19 protein-coding genes and 1 tRNA gene are annotated in these 21,487 nt (G+C 71.0%); 12 read left to right on the top strand and 8 right to left on the bottom strand.

Going from position 1 to position 21,487, the window contains the following annotated elements; translation table 11 throughout:
* Nucleotides 1-65 precede the first annotated feature (65 nt).
* Nucleotides 66-464 (top strand): hypothetical protein, encoded by a 399-nt coding sequence (locus tag ACFYL6_RS26870; RefSeq protein ID WP_238658498.1) that lies wholly within the window; start codon nt 66-68, stop codon nt 462-464.
* Here ACFYL6_RS26870 and ACFYL6_RS26875 read toward each other — a convergent pair.
* Entirely contained in the window at nt 432-1,031 is a 600-nt protein-coding gene (locus tag ACFYL6_RS26875) for a hypothetical protein (RefSeq protein ID WP_387175333.1), read from the bottom strand. The genes ACFYL6_RS26870 and ACFYL6_RS26875 overlap by 33 nt on opposite strands.
* 217 nt (nt 1,032-1,248) lie before the next feature.
* On the opposite strand from ACFYL6_RS26875, the gene ACFYL6_RS26880 reads away from it, so the two are divergent.
* Nucleotides 1,249-2,805, top strand: coding sequence for a S8 family serine peptidase (locus tag ACFYL6_RS26880; protein WP_387175335.1), 1,557 nt, complete (start codon nt 1,249-1,251; stop codon nt 2,803-2,805).
* A 65-nt stretch (nt 2,806-2,870) separates the two neighbouring features.
* Here the strand turns inward: ACFYL6_RS26880 and ACFYL6_RS26885 are convergent, their stop codons facing one another.
* The 3 genes from ACFYL6_RS26885 to ACFYL6_RS26895 all read right to left on the bottom strand — a co-directional run bounded on the left by ACFYL6_RS26885 (nt 2,871) and on the right by ACFYL6_RS26895 (nt 4,939).
* Nucleotides 2,871-3,677, bottom strand: coding sequence for a WecB/TagA/CpsF family glycosyltransferase (locus tag ACFYL6_RS26885; protein WP_387175337.1), 807 nt, complete (start codon nt 3,675-3,677; stop codon nt 2,871-2,873).
* Nucleotides 3,674-4,789 (bottom strand): NAD-dependent epimerase/dehydratase family protein, encoded by a 1,116-nt coding sequence (locus tag ACFYL6_RS26890; protein ID WP_387175339.1) that lies wholly within the window; start codon nt 4,787-4,789, stop codon nt 3,674-3,676. Before ACFYL6_RS26890 ends, ACFYL6_RS26885 begins: the two co-directional genes overlap by 4 nt.
* Nucleotides 4,790-4,853: 64 nt before the next feature.
* Nucleotides 4,854-4,939, bottom strand: a tRNA-Leu gene (locus ACFYL6_RS26895).
* A 207-nt stretch (nt 4,940-5,146) separates the two neighbouring features.
* Here ACFYL6_RS26895 and ACFYL6_RS26900 point away from each other — a divergent pair.
* The 8 genes from ACFYL6_RS26900 to ACFYL6_RS26935 are packed head-to-tail and all read left to right on the top strand — an operon-like array spanning nt 5,147 to nt 14,862.
* Complete coding sequence (locus tag ACFYL6_RS26900) at nt 5,147-5,935, top strand: DUF3662 and FHA domain-containing protein (RefSeq protein WP_007454122.1); 789 nt, start codon at nt 5,147-5,149, stop codon at nt 5,933-5,935.
* 6 nt (nt 5,936-5,941) lie between these two features.
* Nucleotides 5,942-6,427 (top strand): FHA domain-containing protein, encoded by a 486-nt coding sequence (locus ACFYL6_RS26905; protein WP_238660894.1) that lies wholly within the window; start codon nt 5,942-5,944, stop codon nt 6,425-6,427.
* A complete protein-coding gene (locus ACFYL6_RS26910; RefSeq protein ID WP_387175342.1) occupies nt 6,424-7,899 on the top strand; it encodes a protein phosphatase 2C domain-containing protein in 1,476 nt (491 codons plus the stop codon). Before ACFYL6_RS26905 ends, ACFYL6_RS26910 begins: the two co-directional genes overlap by 4 nt.
* Before the next feature lie 30 nt (nt 7,900-7,929).
* Entirely contained in the window at nt 7,930-9,420 is a 1,491-nt protein-coding gene (locus ACFYL6_RS26915; protein WP_238660892.1) for an FtsW/RodA/SpoVE family cell cycle protein, read from the top strand.
* On the top strand, nt 9,417-10,922 hold the full coding sequence (locus ACFYL6_RS26920; RefSeq protein ID WP_238660891.1) for a penicillin-binding protein 2: 1,506 nt from the start codon (nt 9,417-9,419) through the stop codon (nt 10,920-10,922). The genes ACFYL6_RS26915 and ACFYL6_RS26920 overlap by 4 nt, the downstream gene beginning before the upstream one ends.
* Nucleotide 10,923: 1 nt before the next feature.
* Nucleotides 10,924-12,333, top strand: coding sequence for a protein kinase (locus tag ACFYL6_RS26925; RefSeq protein WP_387175344.1), 1,410 nt, complete (start codon nt 10,924-10,926; stop codon nt 12,331-12,333).
* Entirely contained in the window at nt 12,330-14,147 is a 1,818-nt protein-coding gene (pknB, locus tag ACFYL6_RS26930) for a Stk1 family PASTA domain-containing Ser/Thr kinase (RefSeq protein ID WP_387175346.1), read from the top strand. The genes ACFYL6_RS26925 and pknB overlap by 4 nt, the downstream gene beginning before the upstream one ends.
* A 19-nt stretch (nt 14,148-14,166) precedes the next feature.
* Nucleotides 14,167-14,862: a vancomycin high temperature exclusion protein gene (locus ACFYL6_RS26935; protein WP_387175348.1), complete on the top strand. Its 696-nt coding sequence runs from the start codon at nt 14,167-14,169 to the stop codon at nt 14,860-14,862.
* 142 nt (nt 14,863-15,004) lie between these two features.
* Here the strand turns inward: ACFYL6_RS26935 and ACFYL6_RS26940 are convergent, their stop codons facing one another.
* The 4 genes from ACFYL6_RS26940 to ACFYL6_RS26955 are packed head-to-tail and all read right to left on the bottom strand — an operon-like array spanning nt 15,005 to nt 18,423.
* A complete protein-coding gene (locus ACFYL6_RS26940; protein WP_387175350.1) occupies nt 15,005-15,655 on the bottom strand; it encodes an aminodeoxychorismate/anthranilate synthase component II in 651 nt (216 codons plus the stop codon).
* 2 nt (nt 15,656-15,657) lie between these two features.
* On the bottom strand, nt 15,658-15,936 hold the full coding sequence (locus ACFYL6_RS26945) for a hypothetical protein (RefSeq protein WP_238660648.1): 279 nt from the start codon (nt 15,934-15,936) through the stop codon (nt 15,658-15,660).
* A gap of 4 nt (nt 15,937-15,940) precedes the next feature.
* Nucleotides 15,941-17,626: a class E sortase gene (locus ACFYL6_RS26950; RefSeq protein ID WP_387175352.1), complete on the bottom strand. Its 1,686-nt coding sequence runs from the start codon at nt 17,624-17,626 to the stop codon at nt 15,941-15,943.
* Nucleotides 17,623-18,423: a DUF881 domain-containing protein gene (locus ACFYL6_RS26955; RefSeq protein WP_387175354.1), complete on the bottom strand. Its 801-nt coding sequence runs from the start codon at nt 18,421-18,423 to the stop codon at nt 17,623-17,625. The genes ACFYL6_RS26950 and ACFYL6_RS26955 overlap by 4 nt, the downstream gene beginning before the upstream one ends.
* A 218-nt stretch (nt 18,424-18,641) precedes the next feature.
* Here ACFYL6_RS26955 and ACFYL6_RS26960 point away from each other — a divergent pair, with 218 nt between their 5' ends.
* The gene (locus tag ACFYL6_RS26960) at nt 18,642-18,905 is read left to right on the top strand and encodes a cell division protein CrgA (RefSeq protein ID WP_238659488.1); all 264 of its coding nucleotides are present in this window, start codon (nt 18,642-18,644) and stop codon (nt 18,903-18,905) included.
* Between the two features lie 208 nt (nt 18,906-19,113).
* Complete coding sequence (locus tag ACFYL6_RS26965; protein WP_387175376.1) at nt 19,114-21,312, top strand: (Fe-S)-binding protein; 2,199 nt, start codon at nt 19,114-19,116, stop codon at nt 21,310-21,312.
* Nucleotides 21,313-21,487: the final 175 nt, after the last annotated feature.

The raw sequence follows: 21,487 nt of genomic DNA on the forward strand, positions 1-21,487 counted from the left end.
GGTCGGTACGGCGCTGGTCGACGACCTGCCGCACCGACCCGCAACCGAGCGAGTAGGCGAGACGGATGACGACGATCGGTTCAGACAACCTCACCACCGGTCCGGCAAAGCCGGAGCGGTTCGGTGGCAAGTACCGCGGCGCTCGTCGGGACACGGTTCTGACCGAGGTGGTCTCGACCGACCAGGAGTTGAGCGGGCGTGAGGGCGCTTCCGAGACGACGGATCCGCCGCTCTCGCTGCCCTCACTGGACCCGAACCCGCTGATCGAGCCGTCGTTCCCGCCGGCGGGCTGGCCGATGGAGCCGCCCGAGTCCCTGGCCGACCACCCGTTGCTGCGGGGTCTGCTGATGGAGTTGCCGCCGAAGGGCACCGTGCCCTCGCAGGACTGGCTGGACCGCTGGTTCGAGGCGACCAGGTCGATCCTCGAGTTGCTATACGTGCAGAGCGCCAGCCGCCCGCGTTGACCGTACGGCGACGGGCTGGGCCCGTTCGGCGAAGCGGTTGTGGCGGAGTGCGTGGCGGACGCCGATGGCGACCACCGCGAGTGCGCCCACGGTGATCGCCGGACCGGTGACACCGGGGTCGGCTCCGAGGTCGGTGCCGGTCGCCGCGATCAACGCCGGCACCGTGGCCAGGGCGGTGACCTGCAGGGGCAGCCCGACGAGCGGGTGGGCCGCGGCGGCGCGCAGCCCGTGCGGCGCGGGGGTGGCGGGGGCACTGGCGAACGCGCCCGCACCGGCCCGCAGCCGGCGGATCCGTCGTACCGAGCAGACCGTCGCCACGAGTGCCGGACCGGCGGTCAGGGTGAGCCCGGCCGCGGCCTGGTCGAGCGGGGCGGTGCCGGCGCTGAACAGCCCGCCGCCGAGCACGGCTGCGGTGAGCGCCAGGCCGGTGAGGGCCAGCACCAGCAACCATCCGGTACGCCGGCGCAGCATGCGGGTGTTGCGCAGCCGGGGAAGGCCGTCGGCAACGACGCCGGCGGCCAGCCAGACGGCGGCGACCGGGAGCAGGATGGTGAGCTGACTCTCCATGCTCGAAAGTCTTTCCCGAATCGCGGCGGGGCGAATCGGGGCCGGTCCCCCGTTCGCCCCGGACGCCGGGCCCGTAGGGGGTCATCACTCGAAGGTTATGGCCGTTTCGACATGTTCAACTCCCCGACGCCTGACTTACCCTCAGCTAGATCGGCAAGTGTCGATTGGCTTTGCGACCGGTGGTCACGTTCCACCACCGGTCAGAGGGAGGTAGGAGATGGGTCTTCCACGAAGGTCCGTACTGATCGGGGTGGCCGCGGCGACCGTGCTGGCCGTCGGCACCCCGGCCCTGGCCGCCGAACCCGTGGGTGTGGTTCGGGCCGCCGGCGGAGCGACCGCCGTGCCGGACAGCTACATCGTCGTACTCAAGGACAGCGCCGTTGCCCGGGACCGGGTCGGCGACACCGCGAAGCGGCTCTCCGGCCGCCACGGCGGCACGGTGGCCCGCACCTACGGCGCGGCACTGCGCGGCTTCGAGGTCAAGGTGAACGCGAACGCGGCGGCGCGGATCGCGGCCGACCCGGCGGTGGCGTACGTCGAGCAGAACCACACCGTCTCGATCTCCGGCACGCAGGCCAACCCACCCTCCTGGGGCCTCGACCGGATCGACCAGCGCAACCTGCCGTTGGACAACTCCTACACCTACCCGAACACGGCGAGCAACGTGCACGCCTACATCATCGACACCGGCATCCGGTTCTCCCACAACGACTTCGGCGGCCGGGCCACCTCCGGCTACGACGCGGTCGACGGCGGGTCGGCGGACGACTGCAACGGGCACGGCACGCACGTGGCCGGCACCGTCGGCGGGTCCGCGTACGGGGTGGCCAAGGCCGTCCAGCTCGTCGGCGTACGGGTGCTGAACTGCTCCGGCAGTGGCACCAACGCCGGTGTGATCGGCGGCGTCGACTGGGTCACCGCGAACGCGATCAAGCCGGCCGTGGCGAACATGAGCCTCGGCGGCGGCGCGAACAGCTCACTGGACAACGCCGTCCGCAACTCGATCGCCTCGGGTGTCACGTACGGCCTGGCGGCCGGCAACGACAACGGCGCGAACGCCTGCAACACCTCGCCGGCGCGTACCACGGAGGCCATCACGGTCGGCTCGACGACCAGCTCCGACGCCCGGTCGTCGTTCTCCAACGTCGGCACCTGCCTGGACATCTTCGCGCCCGGCTCGTCGATCACCTCGGCCTGGTACACCAGCAACACCGCGACCAACACGATCAGCGGCACGTCGATGGCCACGCCGCACGTGGTCGGGGCGGCGGCCCTGGTGGCCAGCGCCAACCCGAGCTGGACCCCGGCTCAGGTCCGCAACCAGTTGGTGGCCAACGCGACCCCCAACGTGGTGGGCAACCCCGGCTCGGGCTCGCCGAACCTGTTGCTCTACGTGGGCACCGGCACCACCCCGCCGCCGCCCACCGGCTGCACCGGCACCAACGGCACCGACGTGTCGATCCCGGACGCCGGCGCGGCGGTGACCAGCTCGATCACCATCTCCGGCTGCGGTCGCAACGCCTCCTCGGCCTCCACGGTGGCGGTGAACATCGTGCACACCTACCGCGGTGACCTGGTCATCGACCTGCTCGCCCCGGACGGCAGCGCGTACCGGCTGAAGAACAGCAGCACCTCGGACAGCGCCGACAACGTGAACGCCACGTACACGGCCAACGTGTCCGGTGAGGCCGCCGACGGCATCTGGCGACTTCAGGTGCGGGACACCTACTCGGCCGACACCGGCTACATCAACACCTGGACCCTGACCGTCTGACCGCACTCACGACCGAGGCCCCACCCGGACACGCCGGGTGGGGCCTCGCGTCGTACGGGTCGGGCTCAGACCGAGAAGGTGGCCGGCCGCTCGGTGGCCGGTGCCGGCGGACGGGCCTTCCACAGGCCGACCTTCTGCGCGGCGAGCCGGCTCAGGTAGGCCGGGTTGAGGATGACGTAGCGGCGCCACAGCCTCTTCGGCTCCAGACCGAGGCGCCAGAACCACTCCAGGCCGGCCCGCTGCATCCACGGCGGAGGCTGGCGCAGCAGCCCGGCGTGGTAGTCGAAGGCCGCGCCGACCGCCATCAACGGCATGTCGAGCAGCGGCCGCATGGCGTACGCGAAGACCTCCTGGCGCGGGCAGCCGAGCCCGACCAGGACCAACCGGGCACCACTGGACCGGATCCGGTCGGCGATCTCGGCGTCCTCACCGGGCTGGACGGCACGGAACTTGGACGGCTCCACCCCGGCGATCTTCAGCGCGGGGAACATCCGCTCCAGGGCCGGGATCAACCGGGCCAGGGTCTCCTCGGTCGAGCCGTACAGGTAGACCGGCAGCCCCTCGTCGGCGAAGCGCGACAGCACGTGCAGGGTCAGGGTCGGCCCGTACACCCGGTCGCTGAGCCCGGCGTGGTGCAGCAGGTTGAGCGCCCACCGCACCGGCTGCCCGTCCGGCGTGACCACGTCGAAGGAGTTGAGCCGCGCGTTGTGCGCCGGGTCGAGCACCCCGGTCATCACACCGTGCACGGCCAGCGCGGTCAGCGCGAGGGGACGCCGCTCGTGCGCCGCGGTCACCACCGCGTCGGTCGCCGAGGCGTAGTCGGTGGCGTCGACCAGGACGCCGAGCACGTTGCGCTTGGTTCGGGTCCTCATGACTGGGCCACCCACTTGTCCACGTTGGCCTCGTAGATCTCCCGCAGGATCATCGGCACGTCGTACGTCATCTTCCAGTCCGGATACTGCGCCTCGAACCGGGCCATGCTGCTGACGTACCACTGGTGGTCGCCGGTGCGGTTCTGCTCGACGTAGTTGATCCGCGCCTCGCGGCCGGTAATCTCCTCCGCGATGCGGAACGCCTCGATGTGGGAGGTGTTGGAGTGCCGGCCACCGCCGAGGTTGTAGACCTCCGCGGATCGCGGGGCCCGGAAGAACGCCTCGAACGCGGTCAGCACGTCGTGTGAGTGGATCGCGTCCCGGACCATCTTGCCCTTGTAACCGAACAGGTTGTACGTCCGGCCCTCCATGACGCAGCGCATCAGATAGGCCAGGAACCCGTGCAGCTCGGCCGCGGAGTGCGCCGGGCCGGTCAGGGTGCCGCCGCGGAAGCAGGCGGTCCGCATGTCGAAGTAGCGCCCGTACTCCTGCACCATCACGTCCGCGGCGACCTTGGAGGCGCCGAAGATCGAGTGCAGTGAGTTGTCGATCGACATCTCTTCGGTGATGCCCTGGTACCAGCGGTGGTCCTCGGGCAGCTCGTACCGGGTCTCCAACTCGACGAGCGGCAGGCTGTTGGGCCGGTCGCCGTAGACCTTGTTGGTCGAGCAGTGGATGAACGGCGCCTCGATCGCGTGCCGGCGGGTGTTCTCCAGGATGTTGAGCGTGCCGCCGGCGTTCACGTCGAAGTCCGTGTACGGCTCCTTGGCCGCCCAGTCGTGGCTCGGCTGCGCGGCGCTGTGGATCACCACGGCGATGTCCGAGCCGTACTTCTTGAACACCTGCTCCAGGCCGTCGCGGTCCCGGATGTCCACCGCGAAGTGGGTGTACGCGCTACCCAGGTCACGGCCGAGCCGTTCCAGGCTCCACGAGGTGGAGCCGTCCTCGCCGAAGAAGTACCGGCGCATGTCGTTGTCGATGCCGACGACATCCAGACCGAGGCCGGCGAAATGCCGGACCGCCTCGGAGCCGATCAGACCGCCCGACCCTGTCACCAACGCGACACTCACACGCCACTCCTGGTCCATCGGAGGCAGAATCCATCGGAGCATAGCGTGACGTCCGGCACGCCCCGATATGACGGAAGGGCCCCGCATCAAGCGGAGCCCTCGTCGGTGGTGGGGATGGGGGGAGTTGAACCCCCACGCCCTTTCGGGCACACGGACCTGAACCGTGCGCGTCTGCCATTCCGCCACATCCCCGTGGCACAACCCGGAACACTTTAGCCGCCCCGGCCCCGCTGTCTCCAACAGGCCCCGGGAATACTACGCTGTCCCTGGCGCTCGCCACGAGCGATTACCGTTCGTGGCGGACGAAAGATTAGCACGACAGTCGCGGCCCTTCCGAACGGGTCGAGAGCAGCCGGCCGAGCGGCGTGTGAGCTGCGCGCGCGCCGGCCGGATACCATCATGTCCTCGGGACCCGAGGAGGAGCCGGTGAGCGTGCTGCAACGCTTCGAGAAGCGTCTGGAAGGCCTGGTCGAAGGGGCCTTCGCCAAGGTCTTCAAAGGGGTGGTCCACCCCGTGGAGATCCTCAACGCCATGCAGCGGGAGGCCGAGGCGCACAAGGCGATCCTGGCCGGTGGGCGCACGTTGGTGCCCAACCGCTACGTGATCGATCTCTCGCCGTTCGACCACAGTCGGCTGGCGCCGTACGCCGCCGCGCTGGCCCAGGAGTTGGCCCAGTCGCAGGCGGAGTTCATCGGCGAGCAGGCGTGGACGGTCTACGGCGACGTGATCGTCGAGATCGAGCGAGGCGAGGGCCTGGACACGGGCATGTTCCGTGTCACGGCCGAGGTCTACACCGGCGGCGAGGTCGCCCCGGTGTCGGCACCCGGCTACGACGCCGGCCCGCCCGCCTACCCCGCGTACGACCAGGGCGGTGGCTACGGCCCGCCGCCCGGGCACGGTGGCGGTCGCAACGTGCGGCTGGTCTCCGGGGACGGTCGCACCTACCCCCTCCAGATGGGGTCGACGGTGATTGGTCGCGGCGACCAGGCCAACCTGCGGCTGCCCGACGTCGGCATCTCCCGGCGACACGCCCGGCTGGATTTCGACGGCGGCCAGGTCGTGCTGACCGATCTGGGTTCGACCAATGGCACCATGGTGAACGGGCAGCGGGTCTCCGCCGTCGCGCTCAACCCCGGTGACATGGTCCAGCTCGGGACGACGACGCTGACCTTCCGCGTGGACGGCTGACCCGCCTTGCCGGAACTGGTCATCACCGTTGCCCGGTTCGGATTCCTGATCCTGCTGTGGATCTTCGTGTTCACGGTGGTCGGTGTGATCCGCCGGGACCTCTTCGCGGGCGCCCGGTCCGGTCGCCTGGTGGCCGCGCCACGCGCGGTGGGCGCCTCGACGGGGCAGGCGTCCAAACCAGCGAAGGTGAAGCGGGGCAGAGCGGCGCACCAGCTGGTGGTGACCGCCGGTCAACTGGCCGGCACCAGGATCACTCTCGGTGAAGCGCAGATCACCATCGGTCGGGCCGAGGACTCCACCCTGGTCATCACCGACGACTACGCCTCCGCGCGACACGCCCGGCTCGTGCCGCGTGACGGGCAGTGGTACGTCGAGGACCTCGGCTCGACTAACGGCACGTACCTCGATCGCGCTAAGGTCTCCGGACCAACCCCCGTCCCCCTCGGCGTGCCGATCCGGATCGGCCGCACTTCCCTCGAATTACGGCCATGACTCTGACCCTGCGCTATGCGGCCCACAGCGACCGCGGTCTGATCCGAGACGGCAATCAAGACTCCGTCTACGCCGGGCCGCGGTTACTCGCCGTTGCCGACGGCATGGGCGGTATGGCCGCCGGTGACGTCGCCAGCAACATCGTCATCGGTGCCATGGCGCCGCTCGACGAGGACGTCCCGGGGGACGCTCTCGTCGATGCGTTGCGTTCGGCCGTGGGCACCGCCAACCAACAACTCCGCGACACGGTGGACGCCAACCCACAGCTGGAGGGGATGGGCACCACGCTGACGGCGACCCTCTTCACCGGCAGCAAGCTGGGAATGGTCCACATCGGCGACTCGCGGGCCTATCTGTTGCGCAACGGTGAGTTCGCGCAGATCACCAAGGACGACACGTACGTCCAGATGCTCGTCGACGAAGGCCGGATCAGCGCCGAGGAGGCGAGCAGCCACCCGCAGCGGTCGCTGCTCACCCGTGCCCTCGACGGTCGGGACATCGACCCCGAATACTCGGTCCGCCAGGTGATGCCCGGCGACCGGTACCTGATCTGCAGCGACGGCCTCTCCGGCGTGGTCAGTGCGGAGACCATCGGCGAGACCCTGCGGGAGTACCCCGACCCGCAGCAGTGCGTCGAGCGGCTGGTGCAGCTCGCGCTGCGCGGCGGTGGGCCGGACAACATCACGGTGATCATCGCCGACGCCACCGACCAGGACATCGTCGAGGCGACCCCGATCGTGGGCGGCGCCGCCGCCCGGGACCGGGGCATGGCGACCTCCGCCGACGACTCGACTCCGGCCGCCCGAGCCTCGGCGCTCTCCGCGCCGCGTCCGGCCGCGCCCGAGGAGCCAGCGGCCTCCGACGAGGACGCCGACCGGCCGAAGCGACGCCCGGTCCGGACCGCCGCCATGGCGCTGGCCCTGCTGGTGATCGTCGGCGGTGCGGCGTTCGGTGGTTGGACGTACACCCAGCGGCAGTACTACGTGGGAGCCACCGAAGAGGGCCAGGTCGCCGTCTTCCGCGGTGTCCAGGGTCAGATCGCCGGGATGGACCTGTCCAGCGTGCACCGCCGCAGCGGCACCCGGTTGGACGACCTCACGGTCGCCGCACAGGACACCGTCAAGGTCGGCATCCGGGCCAAGAGTGAGCCGGACGCCGAGCGTCAGCTCGCCGAGCTGACCAGCGACACGCCCAGCAACCCCAACCTGAAGCCGCTCTGCCCGCTCGATCCAAGCGTCACCGGGGGCAACACGTCCACACCCACGCCGACTCCGATCGGTTCGACGCCGACCTCGAACGGCAGCCCGAGCGCCAACGCGTCGCCGACCCCCAACGGGGTCGTCAGCGCAAGCCCGACCGTCGGTGCCACCACCGCTCTCGGTGGGGCCGGCGCGACCACCACACCCGACGTCACGCCCTCCGACTCGGCCACGCCGGCGCTCGACCCGGCCGGTTGCCGGTCTCCTGAGTGAGCGTCGGCTGAGATCCTGAGGACTCCACCCGTGACCGTAGCGGCCACACCGGCACCCTCGCCCGCGACCGCGGGCGAGCAATCCGGCGTACGCCTGGCGCGGTCGCGCCGCAACGCCGAGCTGTCCCTACTGCTGCTCGCGATGGTGCTGGTGGCCGCGTACGGGGCGACCGTCGAGGCGAACCTGCTGGACACGGTCACCCCGGACTTCTGGATGCCGGCCGCCGCGCTCGGCGCGGTCTTCCTCGGCCTGCACCTGGTCATCCGGTTCCTCGCCCCGTTCGCCGACCCGGCGCTGCTGCCGGCGGTGGCCCTGCTCAACGGGCTCGGGGTGGGCTTCCTCCGCCGGATCGACCTGGGCGACGCCCCGGTGGCCGAGCGGGAGAGCCTGGCCGTCTTCGCCGGACAGGGCGGGCGCCAGCTGGCCTGGACGCTCGGTGCGGTGATCCTCGCCGCCGGCCTGCTCGCCATCATGCGCGACCACCGGTCGATCTCGCGGTACGCGTACACCCTGGGGTTGGCCGGTATCGTGCTGGTGATGATCCCGGCGGTGCTGCCGTCGAGCATCTCCGAGATCAACGGCGCGAAGCTGTGGATCCGGGTGGGCAGCTTCTCCATCCAGCCGGGTGAGTTCGCCAAGTTGGCGCTGCTGGTCTTCTTCGCCTACTACCTGGTGCGCAAGCGTGAGGTGCTGTCGCTGGCCAGCCGGCGCTTCCTCGGCATCGACTTCCCGCGCGGCCGCGACCTCGGCCCGGTGGTCGGCGTCTGGCTGATCAGCGTCCTGGTGCTGGTCTTCGAGAAGGACCTGGGCACCTCGCTGCTCTACTTCGGCATGTTCGTGGTGACGCTCTACATCGCCACCGAACGGGTCAGCTGGCTGCTGATCGGCCTGGTGCTCTTCTTCGGCGGCGCGTACCTCGCCTACTTCCTCGGTTCGACGGTCGGCGGGCCGTTCGCCAACTTCTACGTGCGGGCGGAGATCTGGCTCGACCCGTTCGCCGACCCGACCAACAAGGGTTACCAACTCGTGCAGGGCCTGCTCGCCCTGGGCACGGGCGGGCTCTTCGGTGCCGGGCCGGGCGGTGGTCAGCCGGAGATCCTGCCCGAGGTGCAGAACGACTTCATCTTCGCCGGCATCGGTGAGGAGATCGGCCTCTTCGGTCTCTCCGCGCTGCTGGTCGTCTACCTGCTGATCGTGGAGCGCGGGCTGCGCGCCGCGCTCGCCGTTCGGGACTCGTTCGGCAAGCTGCTCGCCGGCGGTCTGGCGTTCACCCTCGGCCTCCAGGTCTTCGTGATCGTCGGCGGGATCAGCAAGCTCATCCCGCTGACCGGCCAGACCACCCCGTTCCTGTCCGCCGGTGGGTCGTCGTTGATGGCCAACTGGCTGCTCATCGCGGTGCTGCTGCGGGTCTCCGACGGCGCCCGCCGACCGGTGACCGGAGGCGGCGGCAAGGCGGCCCGTCCCAGCGGTGGCCCGCCCGAGCAGCTGCACGGTGCTCCCACGGAGGTGATCAAGCCGTGAACGCACCCCTGCGCCGCGTCGGCGTCGTCGTCATGGTCCTGTTCGGTCTGCTCTTCGCCAACCTCAACTGGATCCAGGCCTACAAGGCCGATGAATACCGCACCAGCGACTACAACGGTCGGGTCCAGGTCGCCGAGTACGACCGCAAGCGCGGCAACATCGAGGCCGGCGGCACGGCCCTGGCCACGAGCAAGGAAACGACGGGCAACCTGAAGTTCCTGCGCACCTATCCGGGCGGCGCCAAGTACGCCCACGTGCTCGGCTACAAGCCGGTCAACCTGGCCGACCAGGGCATCGAGCGGGTGGAGAACGACTTTCTGGCCGGCACCAGCGACCAGCTGATCGGCGACCGGTTGAAGGACATGTTCACCGGCGACGACACCGGCGGCGGCAACGTGCTGCTCACGCTCTCGAAGCGGGCGCAGGACGTGGCGTACGACCAGCTGCGCAACAACCAGGTCGGCGCGAAGCGGGGCGCGGCGATCGCCATCGACCCGAGTACCGGTGCGATCCAGGCGCTGGTCTCCATGCCGAGCTTCGATCCGAACCCGTTGGCCAGCCACGACACCAACGAGGCATCGGCGGCGTACAACAAGCTGGAACAGGACCCGGATGGTCCGCTGAAGAACCGTGCGCTCTCCGAGACGCTGCCGCCGGGCTCCACCTTCAAGATCGTGGTAGCCGCGGCGGCGCTGGAGAACGGCGTCACCAAGTCCACCCAGATCCCGGCCGGTCCCAGCTACACCGCGCCCACCTCGGGCACCCCGATCCGCAACGCCGAACCGTCGATCTGCCCGGAGCGGCAGGTCACCCTGCTGGCGGCGGTCACCGAGTCGTGCAACACCGGTTTCGCCCAGCTCGGCGTGCGGCTCGGCGCGGAAACCCTCAAGGAGAAGGCCCGCCAGTTCGGGTTCGAGCAGGACGACCTGACCGTCGGCCAGCTCGGCGAGGGCGGCCTGCCCACGGCGGCGAGTCAGACCGGGACGATGCAGAACCCGGACGGCAGCACCGACCCGGCCGCACTGGCCCAGTCCTCGATCGGTCAGAACAACGTCCGGATGACGCCCCTCGAAGGCGCCATGATCGCCGGCTCGATCGCCCACAACGGCAGCCAGATGCGGCCGTACCTGGTGCGGCAGCTGCTCGCTCCGGACCGCACCACCAGCTACTACACCGCGAAGACGCGGGAGCTGCGTCAGCCCGTCGAGCCGCAGGTCGCCGCCGACCTGCGCGAGATGATGGTCAGCGTGGTCCAGAACGGCACCGGGCGGAAGGCCGCGATCAACGGCTACACGGTCGGCGGCAAGACCGGCACCGCCCAGTCCGCTCCGGACCGGCCCGACCACGGCTGGTTCATCGGCTTCGCCCTGGACAAGAACGGCAACCCGGTCTCCGCGGTCTGCGTCGTGCTGGAGCAGGCCGGCCCCGGCGGTAGCGGCGAGGCCGCCCGGATCGCCGGCCAGATCATGCGGGCCGCCATCGCCGACCCTGGGGGTCGCTGACATGCTCAGCCCCGGCGTGCAGCTCGGCAACCGCTACCGTCTCGACGAGCGGATCGCCAGCGGCGGCATGGGCGACGTCTGGCGCGGCACCGACCAGGTGCTCGGCCGGACGGTCGCGGTGAAGAGCCTGCTCCCCGCGCTGCTCGACGACCCGGACTTCGGCGAGCGGTTCCGCGGCGAGGCCCGCACCATGGCCACCATCAACCATCCCGGCGTGGTGGACGTCTACGACTTCGGCAACGACCAGCAGATCGCCTTCCTGGTCATGGAGTACGTCGAGGGTGACGCCCTGTCGTCCACGTTGAGCCGGGTCGGTCGGCTCACTCCGGCCCGGACGATGGCCCTCGTCGCGCAGGCCGCCGACGCGCTGCACGCCGCGCACGAGAAGGGCATCGTCCACCGCGACGTGAAGCCGGGCAACCTGCTGGTCCGGCCGAACGGCACGCTGGTGCTGACCGACTTCGGCATCGCCCGCTCCGATCTGGTCGGCCAGCTCACCGCCGCCGGTTCGGTGCTCGGCACCGCCTCGTACATCTCGCCCGAGCAGGCCACCGGCGGCGTGGCCACCCCGGCGTCCGACGTGTACGCCCTCGGCGTGGTCGCCTACCAGTGCCTGGCCGGTCGGCGGCCGTTCGAGGGCGACAACCCGCTCGACATCGCGATGCGGCACGTCCGGGAGACGCCCCGACCGTTGCCGGCCGACATCCCTCCGCAGGTGCGCGCCCTGGTGGAACGCGCGTTGGCCAAGGACCCGGCCGCCCGCTGGCCGAGCGCCGCCGCACTCGCCGGGGCCGCCCGTCAGCTCAAGGCCGTGCTCTCCCAGCAGGCCCGGGCCGGCGGCAACTCCGGGCCGGTCTCCGCGGCGCCCGCCTCACCCGCCGCACCCGGCCGGGCCCAGGTGCCGCAGGCGCACCAGATGCGTCCGCCGACCGCCCGCCCGCCGGTGGCCGGGCCGAGGCCGACCGCGGTCGCGCCCGCCCAACAGCCACGCCCCACCGCCGTCGCGCCGGCCGTCCAGGCCGCCCGGCCGCAGGGCGCACCGAACGGCTACCCACGCGGCGCGGCCGCGGTGCCGTCCGGGCCGCCCCGGCAGGAACACCCGCCGGCGTACGCCCGACCGGCCGGCCCGGCGACGCCGTCAACCCAGCCGCAGCGGTCCCGGCCCGGAATGGTGCTGCTCGCCATCCTGCTGGCCGTGCTGGTCCTGCTCTGCTCCGGCGTGATTTCCTACAACCTACGGAAGCAGTCGCAGGCCGGCGTATCCGCCGGGCTGACGCCGCGCACCGTGGCGTCCGGCGCGCTACGACTCGACGGGCGCGACGATCCGACCCGGACGTCGTACCGTCGAGAGGTACGACTCCAGCCGGGCGACGGCGGGACGACGACGAGCGAAGGACGACAGACGCGATGACAGCGCAGGCCCGCCTGCTCGGTGGCAGGTACCAGGTCGGCGAGCTGCTCGGCTATGGCGGCATGGCCGAGGTGCACCGTGGTCGCGACCTCCGGCTCGGTCGGGACGTCGCGATCAAGATGCTCCGCACCGACCTCGCCCGGGACGCGACGTTCCAGATGCGGTTCCGTCGGGAGGCGCAGAACGCCGCTTCGCTCAACCACCCGGCCATCGTGGCGGTCTACGACACCGGCGAGGAGACCGCGCCGACCGGCGAGACGCTGCCGTTCATCGTCATGGAGTTCGTCAACGGGCGGACCTTGAAGGAGGTCCTCGGCGCCGAGGGGCGACTGCAGCCGCGCCGCGCGCTGGAGATCTGCGCCGACATGTGCGCCGCGCTGGAGTTCAGCCACCGGCACGGCATCATCCACCGGGACATCAAGCCCGGCAACGTGATGCTCACCCAGACCGGCCAGGTCAAGGTGATGGACTTCGGCATCGCCCGGGCGCTGGCCAGCGGTGCGACCACCATGACGCAGACCAGCGCGGTGATCGGCACGGCGCAGTATCTTTCCCCGGAGCAGGCACGCGGCGAGGCCGTCGACGCGCGCTCCGACGTGTACGCGGCCGGCTGCGTGCTCTTCGAGTTGGTCTGCGGGCACCCGCCGTTCGTCGGGGACAGCCCGGTCAGCGTCGCGTACCAGCACGTACGGGAGACGCCCCCGACGCCGAGCGACATCAACCCGGACGTCACCCCGGCCGTCGACGCGATCGTGCTCAAGGCGCTCTCGAAGAACCCGCTCAACCGCTACCAGAGCGCCGGCGAGATGCGGGCCGACCTGCTCCGCGCCGCCGCCGGCCGGCCCGTGCTGGCCACCCCGGTGCTGCGCGAGGCGGAGACGGTGGCGATGGCCCCGGCCGGCGGTGGGGGCGGCTATCCGGCTCCCGCCGGCGGGCAGCAGACCCGGCAGATCCCGGCACGGGTGGGCGACCCGCGTCAGCGCAAGGCGTCCTCCTGGTTGATCGCGACGTTCAGCGCGGTCGGCGTGCTGGCGGTGATCGCCCTGGTCGCCGCCCTGCTCTGGAACATGCAGCAGGACAAGGACCTGAAGTCAGTGCCCACCCTCACCGGCAAGACCCGGGACGCGGCGATCGCCGAGATCCAGAGAGCCGGTCTGTCCGCCCAGGTGGGTGACGCGGTGCTGGCCAGTGACTGCACCGAGGGCACGGTCGTCAAGCAGAACCCGGCGCCGACCACCCAGGTGGAGCAGAACCGCACGGTCATCATTCAGATCTGTGGCGGCAAGCCCGAGGTGCGCGTACCCGCCGGGCTCAAGGGCAGTAAGCAGGACAGCGCCATCGCCCGGCTCAAGGAGGCGAACCTCACGTTCGAGGTCGTGACGGTGAACGACGAGGCGAGCCAGGACGAGGTTCTCAAAGTCGAGCCGCCCGAGGGCGAGAGCGTTCCCGAAGGCACGAAGGTGAAGCTCACGGTCTCGAACGGCAAGGTTCGTGAGGTGCCGGACGTCGTCGGACTGGGCCAGGAGGAGGCCACCCGCGTCCTCCGGAACGCCGGCTTCACGGTTTCTGTGCAGGACGGGCCGGAGGTGCCGGCCGCCCAGGCGGGGAATGTCACCGACCAGAGCCCGAACGGCAACGAGAAGAAGCCCACCGGCACGAAGGTGACCATCAAGGTGAGTCAGCCGGAGCCGGAGACCGACCCGACGCCCACCGTGACGCCGACGGGCACGCCGACGGGTACGCCGACCACTCCCGGCAACGGGGGCGGCATCGGTCTGCCGTTCCCGCCCCCGCCGGGCCGCCCCCAGGACTAGGCGCCCCGTGGGCAACGGCGTGACCGAGGCGGAAACGCCCCCGGTCGGGCCGGTGCGGCGGTGGCCTAAACGCCTCCGCCGCCTGGCCGTCTCGGGCCTCGTCGTGCTGGTGCTCGCCAGCTCTCCGTGGCTCTGGACGACGTTCGCCGCACGCGGCCACGTGTACGCCGCCGCCGACGCGCCGGCCGCCGACGTGGTGATCGTGCTCGGCACCGAGGTGGCAGCCGATCGGCAGCGGCCCGGGGACCGTCTCGCCGGCCGCCTGGACACCGCCGCCGAGTTGGTGGCCAGCGGGCGGGCCACTGTCGTCCTCGTGTCGGGCGACGGCGGTGGCGCGTCAGGCGACGAGCCGGCGGTGATGACGACGTACCTCGCCGAGCGCGGTGTCGACAGGCGTCGGGTGGTGGCCGACCCGTTCGGCCTGGACACCTACGACAGTTGCGCGAGAGCGCGCGAGGTGTACGGCGTCGAGCGGGCCCTGATCGTCACCCAGTCGTACCACCTGTCCCGGGCGGTGACACTGTGCCGGCAGCTCGGCCTCGACGTGGACGGGGTGACCGCCCGCTGCGACGGTTGTGGCGCCGCCCTGCTCGCCGAGAAGTCGGTTCGGGACTACTTCGCCAGTGGCAAGGCGGCGTGGGACGCGGTACGCGACCGACCACCGGCGGTGCGCTCGCCCGCAGACCCCGCGGTCCAGAAGGCGCTGCGGGGCTGACCCAGCAGCCCCTACTCCGCGATCTTGCACTTACTGTCGCGACACATAGGGCATCCCACCCATATCGACGACCGAAACTGCAAGATCGGCGGGGTGGGGTGGGGTGGGGTGGGGGTGGGGTGGGGTGGGGTGGTGCGGGCCTTCAGGCGGTGGCGAAGGCCGCGCGACGACGGGCGTCGACCTCGGCGGCCAGCGCGGGCGCGCGCTCCAGCGCCTCCGGGTGACCGCAACTGGCCAGCCAGTTGGCCAGCATCAGGTGACCGCCCTCGGTGAGCACCGACTCCGGGTGGAACTGGACGCCCTCGATGGGCAGCGTCCGGTGCCGCATCGCCATCACCACGCCGGAGCCGGTCCAGCCGGTGACCTCCAGCTCGTCGGGGAGCGTCTCGGGCAACACCGCGAGCGAGTGGTACCGGGTGGCGGTGAACGGGTCGGGCAGGCCGGCGAGTACGCCGACCGAGTGGTGCCGTACCTCGGAGGTCTTGCCGTGCAGCAGCTCCGGGGCGCGCGTCACGGTCGCCCCGAACGCCTCGCCGATCGCCTGGTGGCCGAGGCAGACACCGAAGATCGGCAGCTTGCCCGCGTACTCCCGGATGACGTCCAGGCAGATGCCGGCCCGGTCCGGGCTGCCCGGACCGGGCGACAGCAGGATGCCGTCCGCGCCGACCGTGCCCACCTCGGCGACCTCGATTTCGTCGTTGCGGCGGACCTCGCAGTCCACGCCGAGTTGACCCAGATATTGGACGAGGTTGAAGACGAAGGAGTCGTAGTTGTCGATCACCAGGACGCGCATTGTCACCTGCTCGGGGAGGGGGGCGCGGGGTTGTTCTGGTCGGTGTCGTACGGCAGCTCGTGCTCGTCGCCGGCCGGGGTCTCCACGGTCACCGGGTCGCCGCCACCCGTCTCGGCGGGTACGCCGGACTCGACCTGCACGTCGTCGAAGGGCAGCAAGGGCTCGGCCCACGGGAAGGCGACGTACCAGAGCAGGGCCACCGTGGCGGCCACCAGCAGCACGGAGCCGGTCAACTTTCCGACGAGGCCGAACGGGAGCTTGCGCCAGATGAAGGCGTACATCGGGTCAGCCTCCCAGCTCCGCCGGGCGGCCCGCGGACTTGGGTTGGGTGCGGTCCAGTTCGGCGTGGATGATCAGGCGTTGGTAGTTGTCGAACTTCGGGTTGCACGTGGTGAGGGTGAGCATCCGCTTGGTCGCCTTCTTGTCCGGCTCGCCGGGCACCGGCGCCACCACCTCGACCTGGGTCGGCCGGACGATACGGGACTGCGACACCCGGTAGACGTACCAGTCGGTCTTGCTCTCGACCACGATCGGGTCGCCCTCATCCAGCTCGTCCAGCCGCCAGAAGGTTGCCCGGTTGCGGTGGCCGGCGACGGAGAAGTTGCCCACCTGACCGGGGAGCGCGCTGGTCGGGTAGTGACCCGGGGCGAAGCGGATGTCCTCCTGAGTGACGCCCTCGACGACGACCCAGTTCTTGTCCAGCTTCGGGATGTAGAGGCCGGCGAGCGGCTTGCCGCGTACCGGTGGGGAGGGTTTGACGCTCGGCCCCACCGACGGGACGACCGTCGGGTCGTCGGTCGGGGCCCACGCCTGAGCCAACTCGTTGTTGAGGTCGTTCTGGTGGGCGTCGACGATGGCCGACTTGCCCCAGACCTCGTAGCCGGCGAAGAGCAGGACCACCAGGCCGAAGGTAATCAGGATCTCGCCGGTGACGCGGACGCCGGTACGCAGCCGCGAGCCGAACGACGGGCGGGTGAGCTCGGAGTAGACGCTCTTGTAGCCCTCGCCGGTCTGGTGCGGTCGGAGTTGGACCACCCGTTCGCCGCGGCGGGGTTGGGGCGGGTCGGTGGGGTTGCCGCCAGCCGGCTCGTCGGGGACCGCCGTGCGGGGAACGGCACCCATCAACGCGGTGGAGTCCATGGTCGGCGGCCTGGTGGCGGGTGTGGCGGGCACGGCCGGAATCAGCGCGGTGGCCGCCGGGTCCGCGACGCTCGGCGGGACTCGGCTCGGCCCGGTCGGCGGGACCCGGCTCGGCCCGGCCGAGGCGAAGCCTCCCTGCCCGGCCGCTGCGACGCGGTCGGGGGCGGCCGGTGAGACCGGGGTGGCCGGGGAGCCGGTGGGTCGGCCGGGCCGGGCGGTGACCTGCGGAATGTACGCGGTCGGCGAGTCGGCCAGCGGCGGCGTCGAGGGCCCGGAGGAGGCAGGCCGGCCCGGAGTGCCGGAGGCCGTCGGCCGGCCGCCGGGCGTGGCCGGGCGGGTCGGGGCGGCACTCGGCGGGTTGCCGGCGGTCGGCGGTCGGGTCGGAATGGCACCCGGTGGACCGCCGCCGGTCGGCGGGCGGGTCGGGGCGGCGCTGGGCGTGGTCGGTCGGGTGGATGCGGCGCTGGGCGCGGGGGGTCGGGTCGGGGCGTTGCCGGGGGCAGCGGGCCGAACCGGGCCCTGGTTGGTGGCGCTCGCGGGGGGAACCCCGGCGCCGCCGCGCGGGCCCAGCCCGGCGGCTGCGGCGCCCGGCCAGGGCGGCGGGGCTTCGACACCCGGGCGGCCCGGGGTGCCGGTCGGCTCGGGCCCAGTGGTGCTCGGCCGCGTCGGTTGCTCGGCTCGTGGAGGGTGCAGCACCGGCTCGGGCCAGTTGCTGGCCGGGGACGGTCGGGCGGGTGCCGGCTCGGGCCGGTCGTACTTGGGCAGGAAGTCGGTCGGGTCGTCGGTCTGGTCCCGGTGTCGCCCGTCGCGACGCTCGTCCGGCTCGCTCACTTGGGCACCGTAGCCGAGCGCAGGGCGGTGGAATCCTCGAATGCGGGAACTCGCACCGTGGAGGCCGTCTCCTTGTAGCCGAGCTGGTAGTCGTCGACCGCGTCCTTGAACAACCGGACTCCCTCAGAGCTGGCGAGGGCCTGCTGGAGGGCAGCGGGATCGCCGATTGCTACGATCTTGAACGGTGGGGAGTACACCCGGCCATGGAGTAGCAGGGTGTTACCGACGCAGCGTACCGCGCTGGTGGATAGCACGCGGACGTTCATGATTGACATGGCCTCGGCTCCGCCGGCCCAGAGCGCGTTGACCACCGCCTGTACGTCTCCCTGATGTACCACCAGGTCGTCGTTGCTGGCGTCCGACTGCGTCTGGTCGAGCTGCGGCGCGTCGTTCAGCTCGACCGTGACCCCGGACCCGCTGAGGGCGGTGAACCCGGCGTCCTGCAGGCTGCCCTGAGCGCGGTTCTGCTGGTCCTTGATCGGGGCGTCCGAGCCGGCCAGTGTGTTGGTCCGCTGCTCGACCTCGCCGCGCAGCGTGGCGGCGCGGCGCTCGCTGGCGGCGACCTGTTCGCGTCGGTCCTCGATGAGCTGGTTGAGCTGGGGGCGCCGGTCCTCCCGGAGAGCGGTGCCGCCCGCGGTGGTCGCGGTGGTGGTGAAGAGCAACCCGGCCGCCGCGGCGATCAGGGGCACCCCTATCGACCAGCCCGGACGGCGTTGACGCGGTCGCCGGGGCAGCAGCCCGGCGGCGGCCCGTCGGAGGACCTTCTGCCAGGAGGTTGCGCCGGATGTGTACTCCACCGAGCGTTCCTTCCGCGTGTCGGGGATCGGTCCGTGCCGGCCGGGCCGGTGCGAACAGTCCCGCCTCTTTCGGTCACTCCGTGCACCTGCCTGACCCCATTCGTGGTCCGGGCGGGCAATCGGGACTACGCTAGCTCTCGAACATTATTGGCCATGGACCGTCGCCCCCGCGCCCGGTTGTCAGGCCGGACGAGGTCGTCACCCCTCTGGAGAGCGCCGTGCCCAAGTCTCAGGTCCGTAAGAAGAAGGTGTACACCCCGCCGACGGACGTCCGTCCGACGACGACGGCGTCGTCGCGCAAGCCTAGCCCGGTGTGGTTGCCGGTCACCGCGGTCGCCTTGATCGTCCTCGGGATCGGCTGGCTGGTGCTCTACTACCTGTCCGAGCAGGAGTACCCGGTCATGGCGTGGGGTTACTGGAACCTCGCCGTCGGCTTCGGCGCGATGGTCGCCTCGCTGGCGTTGCTCTCCCGCTGGCGCTGATCCGTTCAGGCCGCCGCGTCGGCGGTCTCTGACGTCACCTCGTCGAGCCCCTACCCGGCAGGACCGGGTGGGGCCCCCTATGGTGTCCGCAGGCAGCGCGGCCTACTGCGAGATGACTCACGTTACCGCTGGGTAACCTTCGCGTAGGCTGCACTGCATGACCGAGCAGAGCGAGGTCATCAGGCAGCAGACCGGGGAGGCCAACTCGATGGGCAGCGTCCAGATCGTCACCACGATCCTCGCGGCCGCCATCACCGCCGTGGCGGTGTGGCTTGCGGTGCGTGCGGTCCTGAAGATGGTGGCAGTCATCCGGCTCGGGCAACCCGCGCCGGAGCGGTTCTCCGACAAGGTCGCCCGCGCCAGGACGATGCTGGTGGAGACGGCCGGCCACACCCGGATGCTCAAGTGGGGCGTGGTGGGCGCCGCGCACTGGTTCGTGATGGTCGGCTTCGTCGTGCTGTCGCTGCTGGTGCTCGAGGCGTACTTCGAGGTGGTCACCACCGACGGCGGTCTGCCGATCATCGGGCACTGGACGATATTCGGTCTGGTCACCGAGATCATCGGGGTGCTGGGTCTGGTTGGCATCCTGGTGCTGATGGCGATCCGGTTGCGCAACCGGCCGACCCGCCCGGGTGGGCGGTCCCGGTTCACCGGCTCGACCATGTGGCAGGGCTACTTCGTCGAGTGGATCGTGCTGCTGGTCCTGATCTTCGGCTTCGTGATCCGGGGCTTCAAGGTGGCCACCGACCACTTCGAGTTCCCGTTCTGGGCCACCCCGGTCAGCCACGCGGTCGGTGCGGTGCTGCCCGACTGGTCGGACGGCGTCAGCGTCGCCGCGGCCATCAAGATCATTATTTCGATGACGTGGCTGATCGTCATCTCCCTGAACGTGACCATGGGCGTCGCCTGGCACCGCTTCCTGGCGTTCCCCAACATCTTCTTCAAGCGGGAGCCGACCAAGCCGGCCGGTTCCGGTCTCGGCGCGCTGCGCCCGATGACCAGCCAGGGCAAGCCCCTCGACTTCGAGGAGGCGGACCCGGAGAAGGACCAGTTCGGCGTCGCCCACGTCGAGCAGTTCAGCTGGAAGGGCCTCCTGGACTTCAGCACCTGCACCGAGTGCGGTCGCTGCCAGTCGCAGTGCCCGGCCTGGAACACCGGCAAGCCCCTGTCGCCGAAGCTGCTGGTGCTGAGCCTGCGCGACCACGCGTACGCGAAGGCGCCCTACCTGCTGGCCGGCGGCGGCAAGGACCTGACCGGCGAGGAGAAGGCCACCCAGGCGCAGCTCGCCCACCTGGACGTGCTGGCCCTCGCCGAGGCCGACAAGCCGTTGATCGGCACCGCCGAGGAGGGCGGTGTCATCGACCCGGACGTGCTCTGGTCCTGCACCACCTGCGGCGCCTGCGTCGAGCAGTGCCCGGTCGACATCGAGCACGTGGACCACATCGTCGACATGCGCCGCTACCAGGTGCTGATCGAGTCGAGCTTCCCCTCCGAGGCCGGCGTGATGCTGCGCAACCTGGAGAACAAGGGCAACCCGTGGGGCGCCCCGCAGAACACCCGTGAGGACTGGACCAAGGGCCTGGACTTCGAGGTGCCCCGGGTCGGCGAGGTGGACGACTTCGAGTACCTGTTCTGGGTCGGCTGCGCCGGCGCGTTCGAGGACCGGGCCAAGAAGACCACCCGCGCGGTGGCCACGCTGCTCAACGAGGCGGGCGTGACGTTCGCGATCCTGGGCGAGGGCGAGACCTGCTCCGGTGACCCGGCGCGACGGATCGGCAACGAGTTCGTCTTCCAGATGCTCGCCCAGCAGAACGTGGAGACGCTGAACGAGGCGTTCGAGGGCCGGGAGAAGGCCAAGCGCAAGATCGTCGCGACCTGCCCGCACTGCTTCAACACCCTGGGCAACGAGTACGGCCAGCTCGGCGGCGAGTTCGAGGTGGTCCACCACACCCAACTGCTCGCGCACCTGGTCGCCACCGGCAAGCTCACGCCGGTGCAGCCGGTCGACGGCGGCGTTACCTACCACGACCCCTGCTACCTGGGCCGGCACAACCGGATCTTCGCGGCCCCCCGTGAGGTCCTCGGTGACGCCATCGCGGGCGACCTGACCGAGATGCCGCGCAACAGCGAGCGCTCCTTCTGCTGCGGTGCTGGCGGTGCCCGGATGTGGATGGAAGAGAAGATCGGCAAGCGGATCAACGTGGACCGGGTCGAGGAGGCCATGGCCACCGGCGCGAAGACGGTAGCGGTCGGCTGCCCGTTCTGCTCGACCATGCTCAACGACGGGGTCAACGGCAAGGGTGCCGGCGAACAGGTCGAGGTGATCGACGTGGCGAGCGTGCTGCTCCGTTCGGTCAAGCCCGAGCAGCCGCAGGGCGGTAGGGAGACCGCGCCGATCGGCGGCTGAGACGCGTACCCCTGGGATCTGTTCATCGACGGGGGGCGGGGGGGGGCCCGCGGGCGGGGTGGCGGGCGCGGCCGGCCCCCCGGGCGGGCGGCCGCGGGGGCGCGGGCGGATCGGTGGGGCTGGCCGGGCTAGCCCACCCCGACCAGGGCGGCCAGGGGGGGATGGGGCTCGTGGT

It is taken from the genome of Micromonospora sp. NPDC007208 (assembly GCF_042869175.1).
Classification (GTDB): domain Bacteria; phylum Actinomycetota; class Actinomycetes; order Mycobacteriales; family Micromonosporaceae; genus Micromonospora; species Micromonospora foliorum.

Coding starts and splice junctions, on each gene's coding strand:
- ACFYL6_RS26890 (WP_387175339.1), bottom strand. CDS start 4,789: ATGCTCCGATGGATTCTGCCTCCGATGGACCAGGAGTGGCGTGTGAGT.
- ACFYL6_RS26910 (WP_387175342.1), top strand. CDS start 6,424: ATGACTCTGACCCTGCGCTATGCGGCCCACAGCGACCGCGGTCTGATC.
- ACFYL6_RS26875 (WP_387175333.1), bottom strand. CDS start 1,031: ATGGAGAGTCAGCTCACCATCCTGCTCCCGGTCGCCGCCGTCTGGCTG.
- ACFYL6_RS26885 (WP_387175337.1), bottom strand. CDS start 3,677: ATGAGGACCCGAACCAAGCGCAACGTGCTCGGCGTCCTGGTCGACGCC.
- ACFYL6_RS26880 (WP_387175335.1), top strand. CDS start 1,249: ATGGGTCTTCCACGAAGGTCCGTACTGATCGGGGTGGCCGCGGCGACC.
- pknB (WP_387175346.1), top strand. CDS start 12,330: ATGACAGCGCAGGCCCGCCTGCTCGGTGGCAGGTACCAGGTCGGCGAG.
- ACFYL6_RS26945 (WP_238660648.1), bottom strand. CDS start 15,936: ATGTACGCCTTCATCTGGCGCAAGCTCCCGTTCGGCCTCGTCGGAAAG.
- ACFYL6_RS26965 (WP_387175376.1), top strand. CDS start 19,114: ATGGGCAGCGTCCAGATCGTCACCACGATCCTCGCGGCCGCCATCACC.
- ACFYL6_RS26925 (WP_387175344.1), top strand. CDS start 10,924: ATGCTCAGCCCCGGCGTGCAGCTCGGCAACCGCTACCGTCTCGACGAG.
- ACFYL6_RS26900 (WP_007454122.1), top strand. CDS start 5,147: ATGTCCTCGGGACCCGAGGAGGAGCCGGTGAGCGTGCTGCAACGCTTC.
- ACFYL6_RS26940 (WP_387175350.1), bottom strand. CDS start 15,655: ATGCGCGTCCTGGTGATCGACAACTACGACTCCTTCGTCTTCAACCTC.
- ACFYL6_RS26870 (WP_238658498.1), top strand. CDS start 66: ATGACGACGATCGGTTCAGACAACCTCACCACCGGTCCGGCAAAGCCG.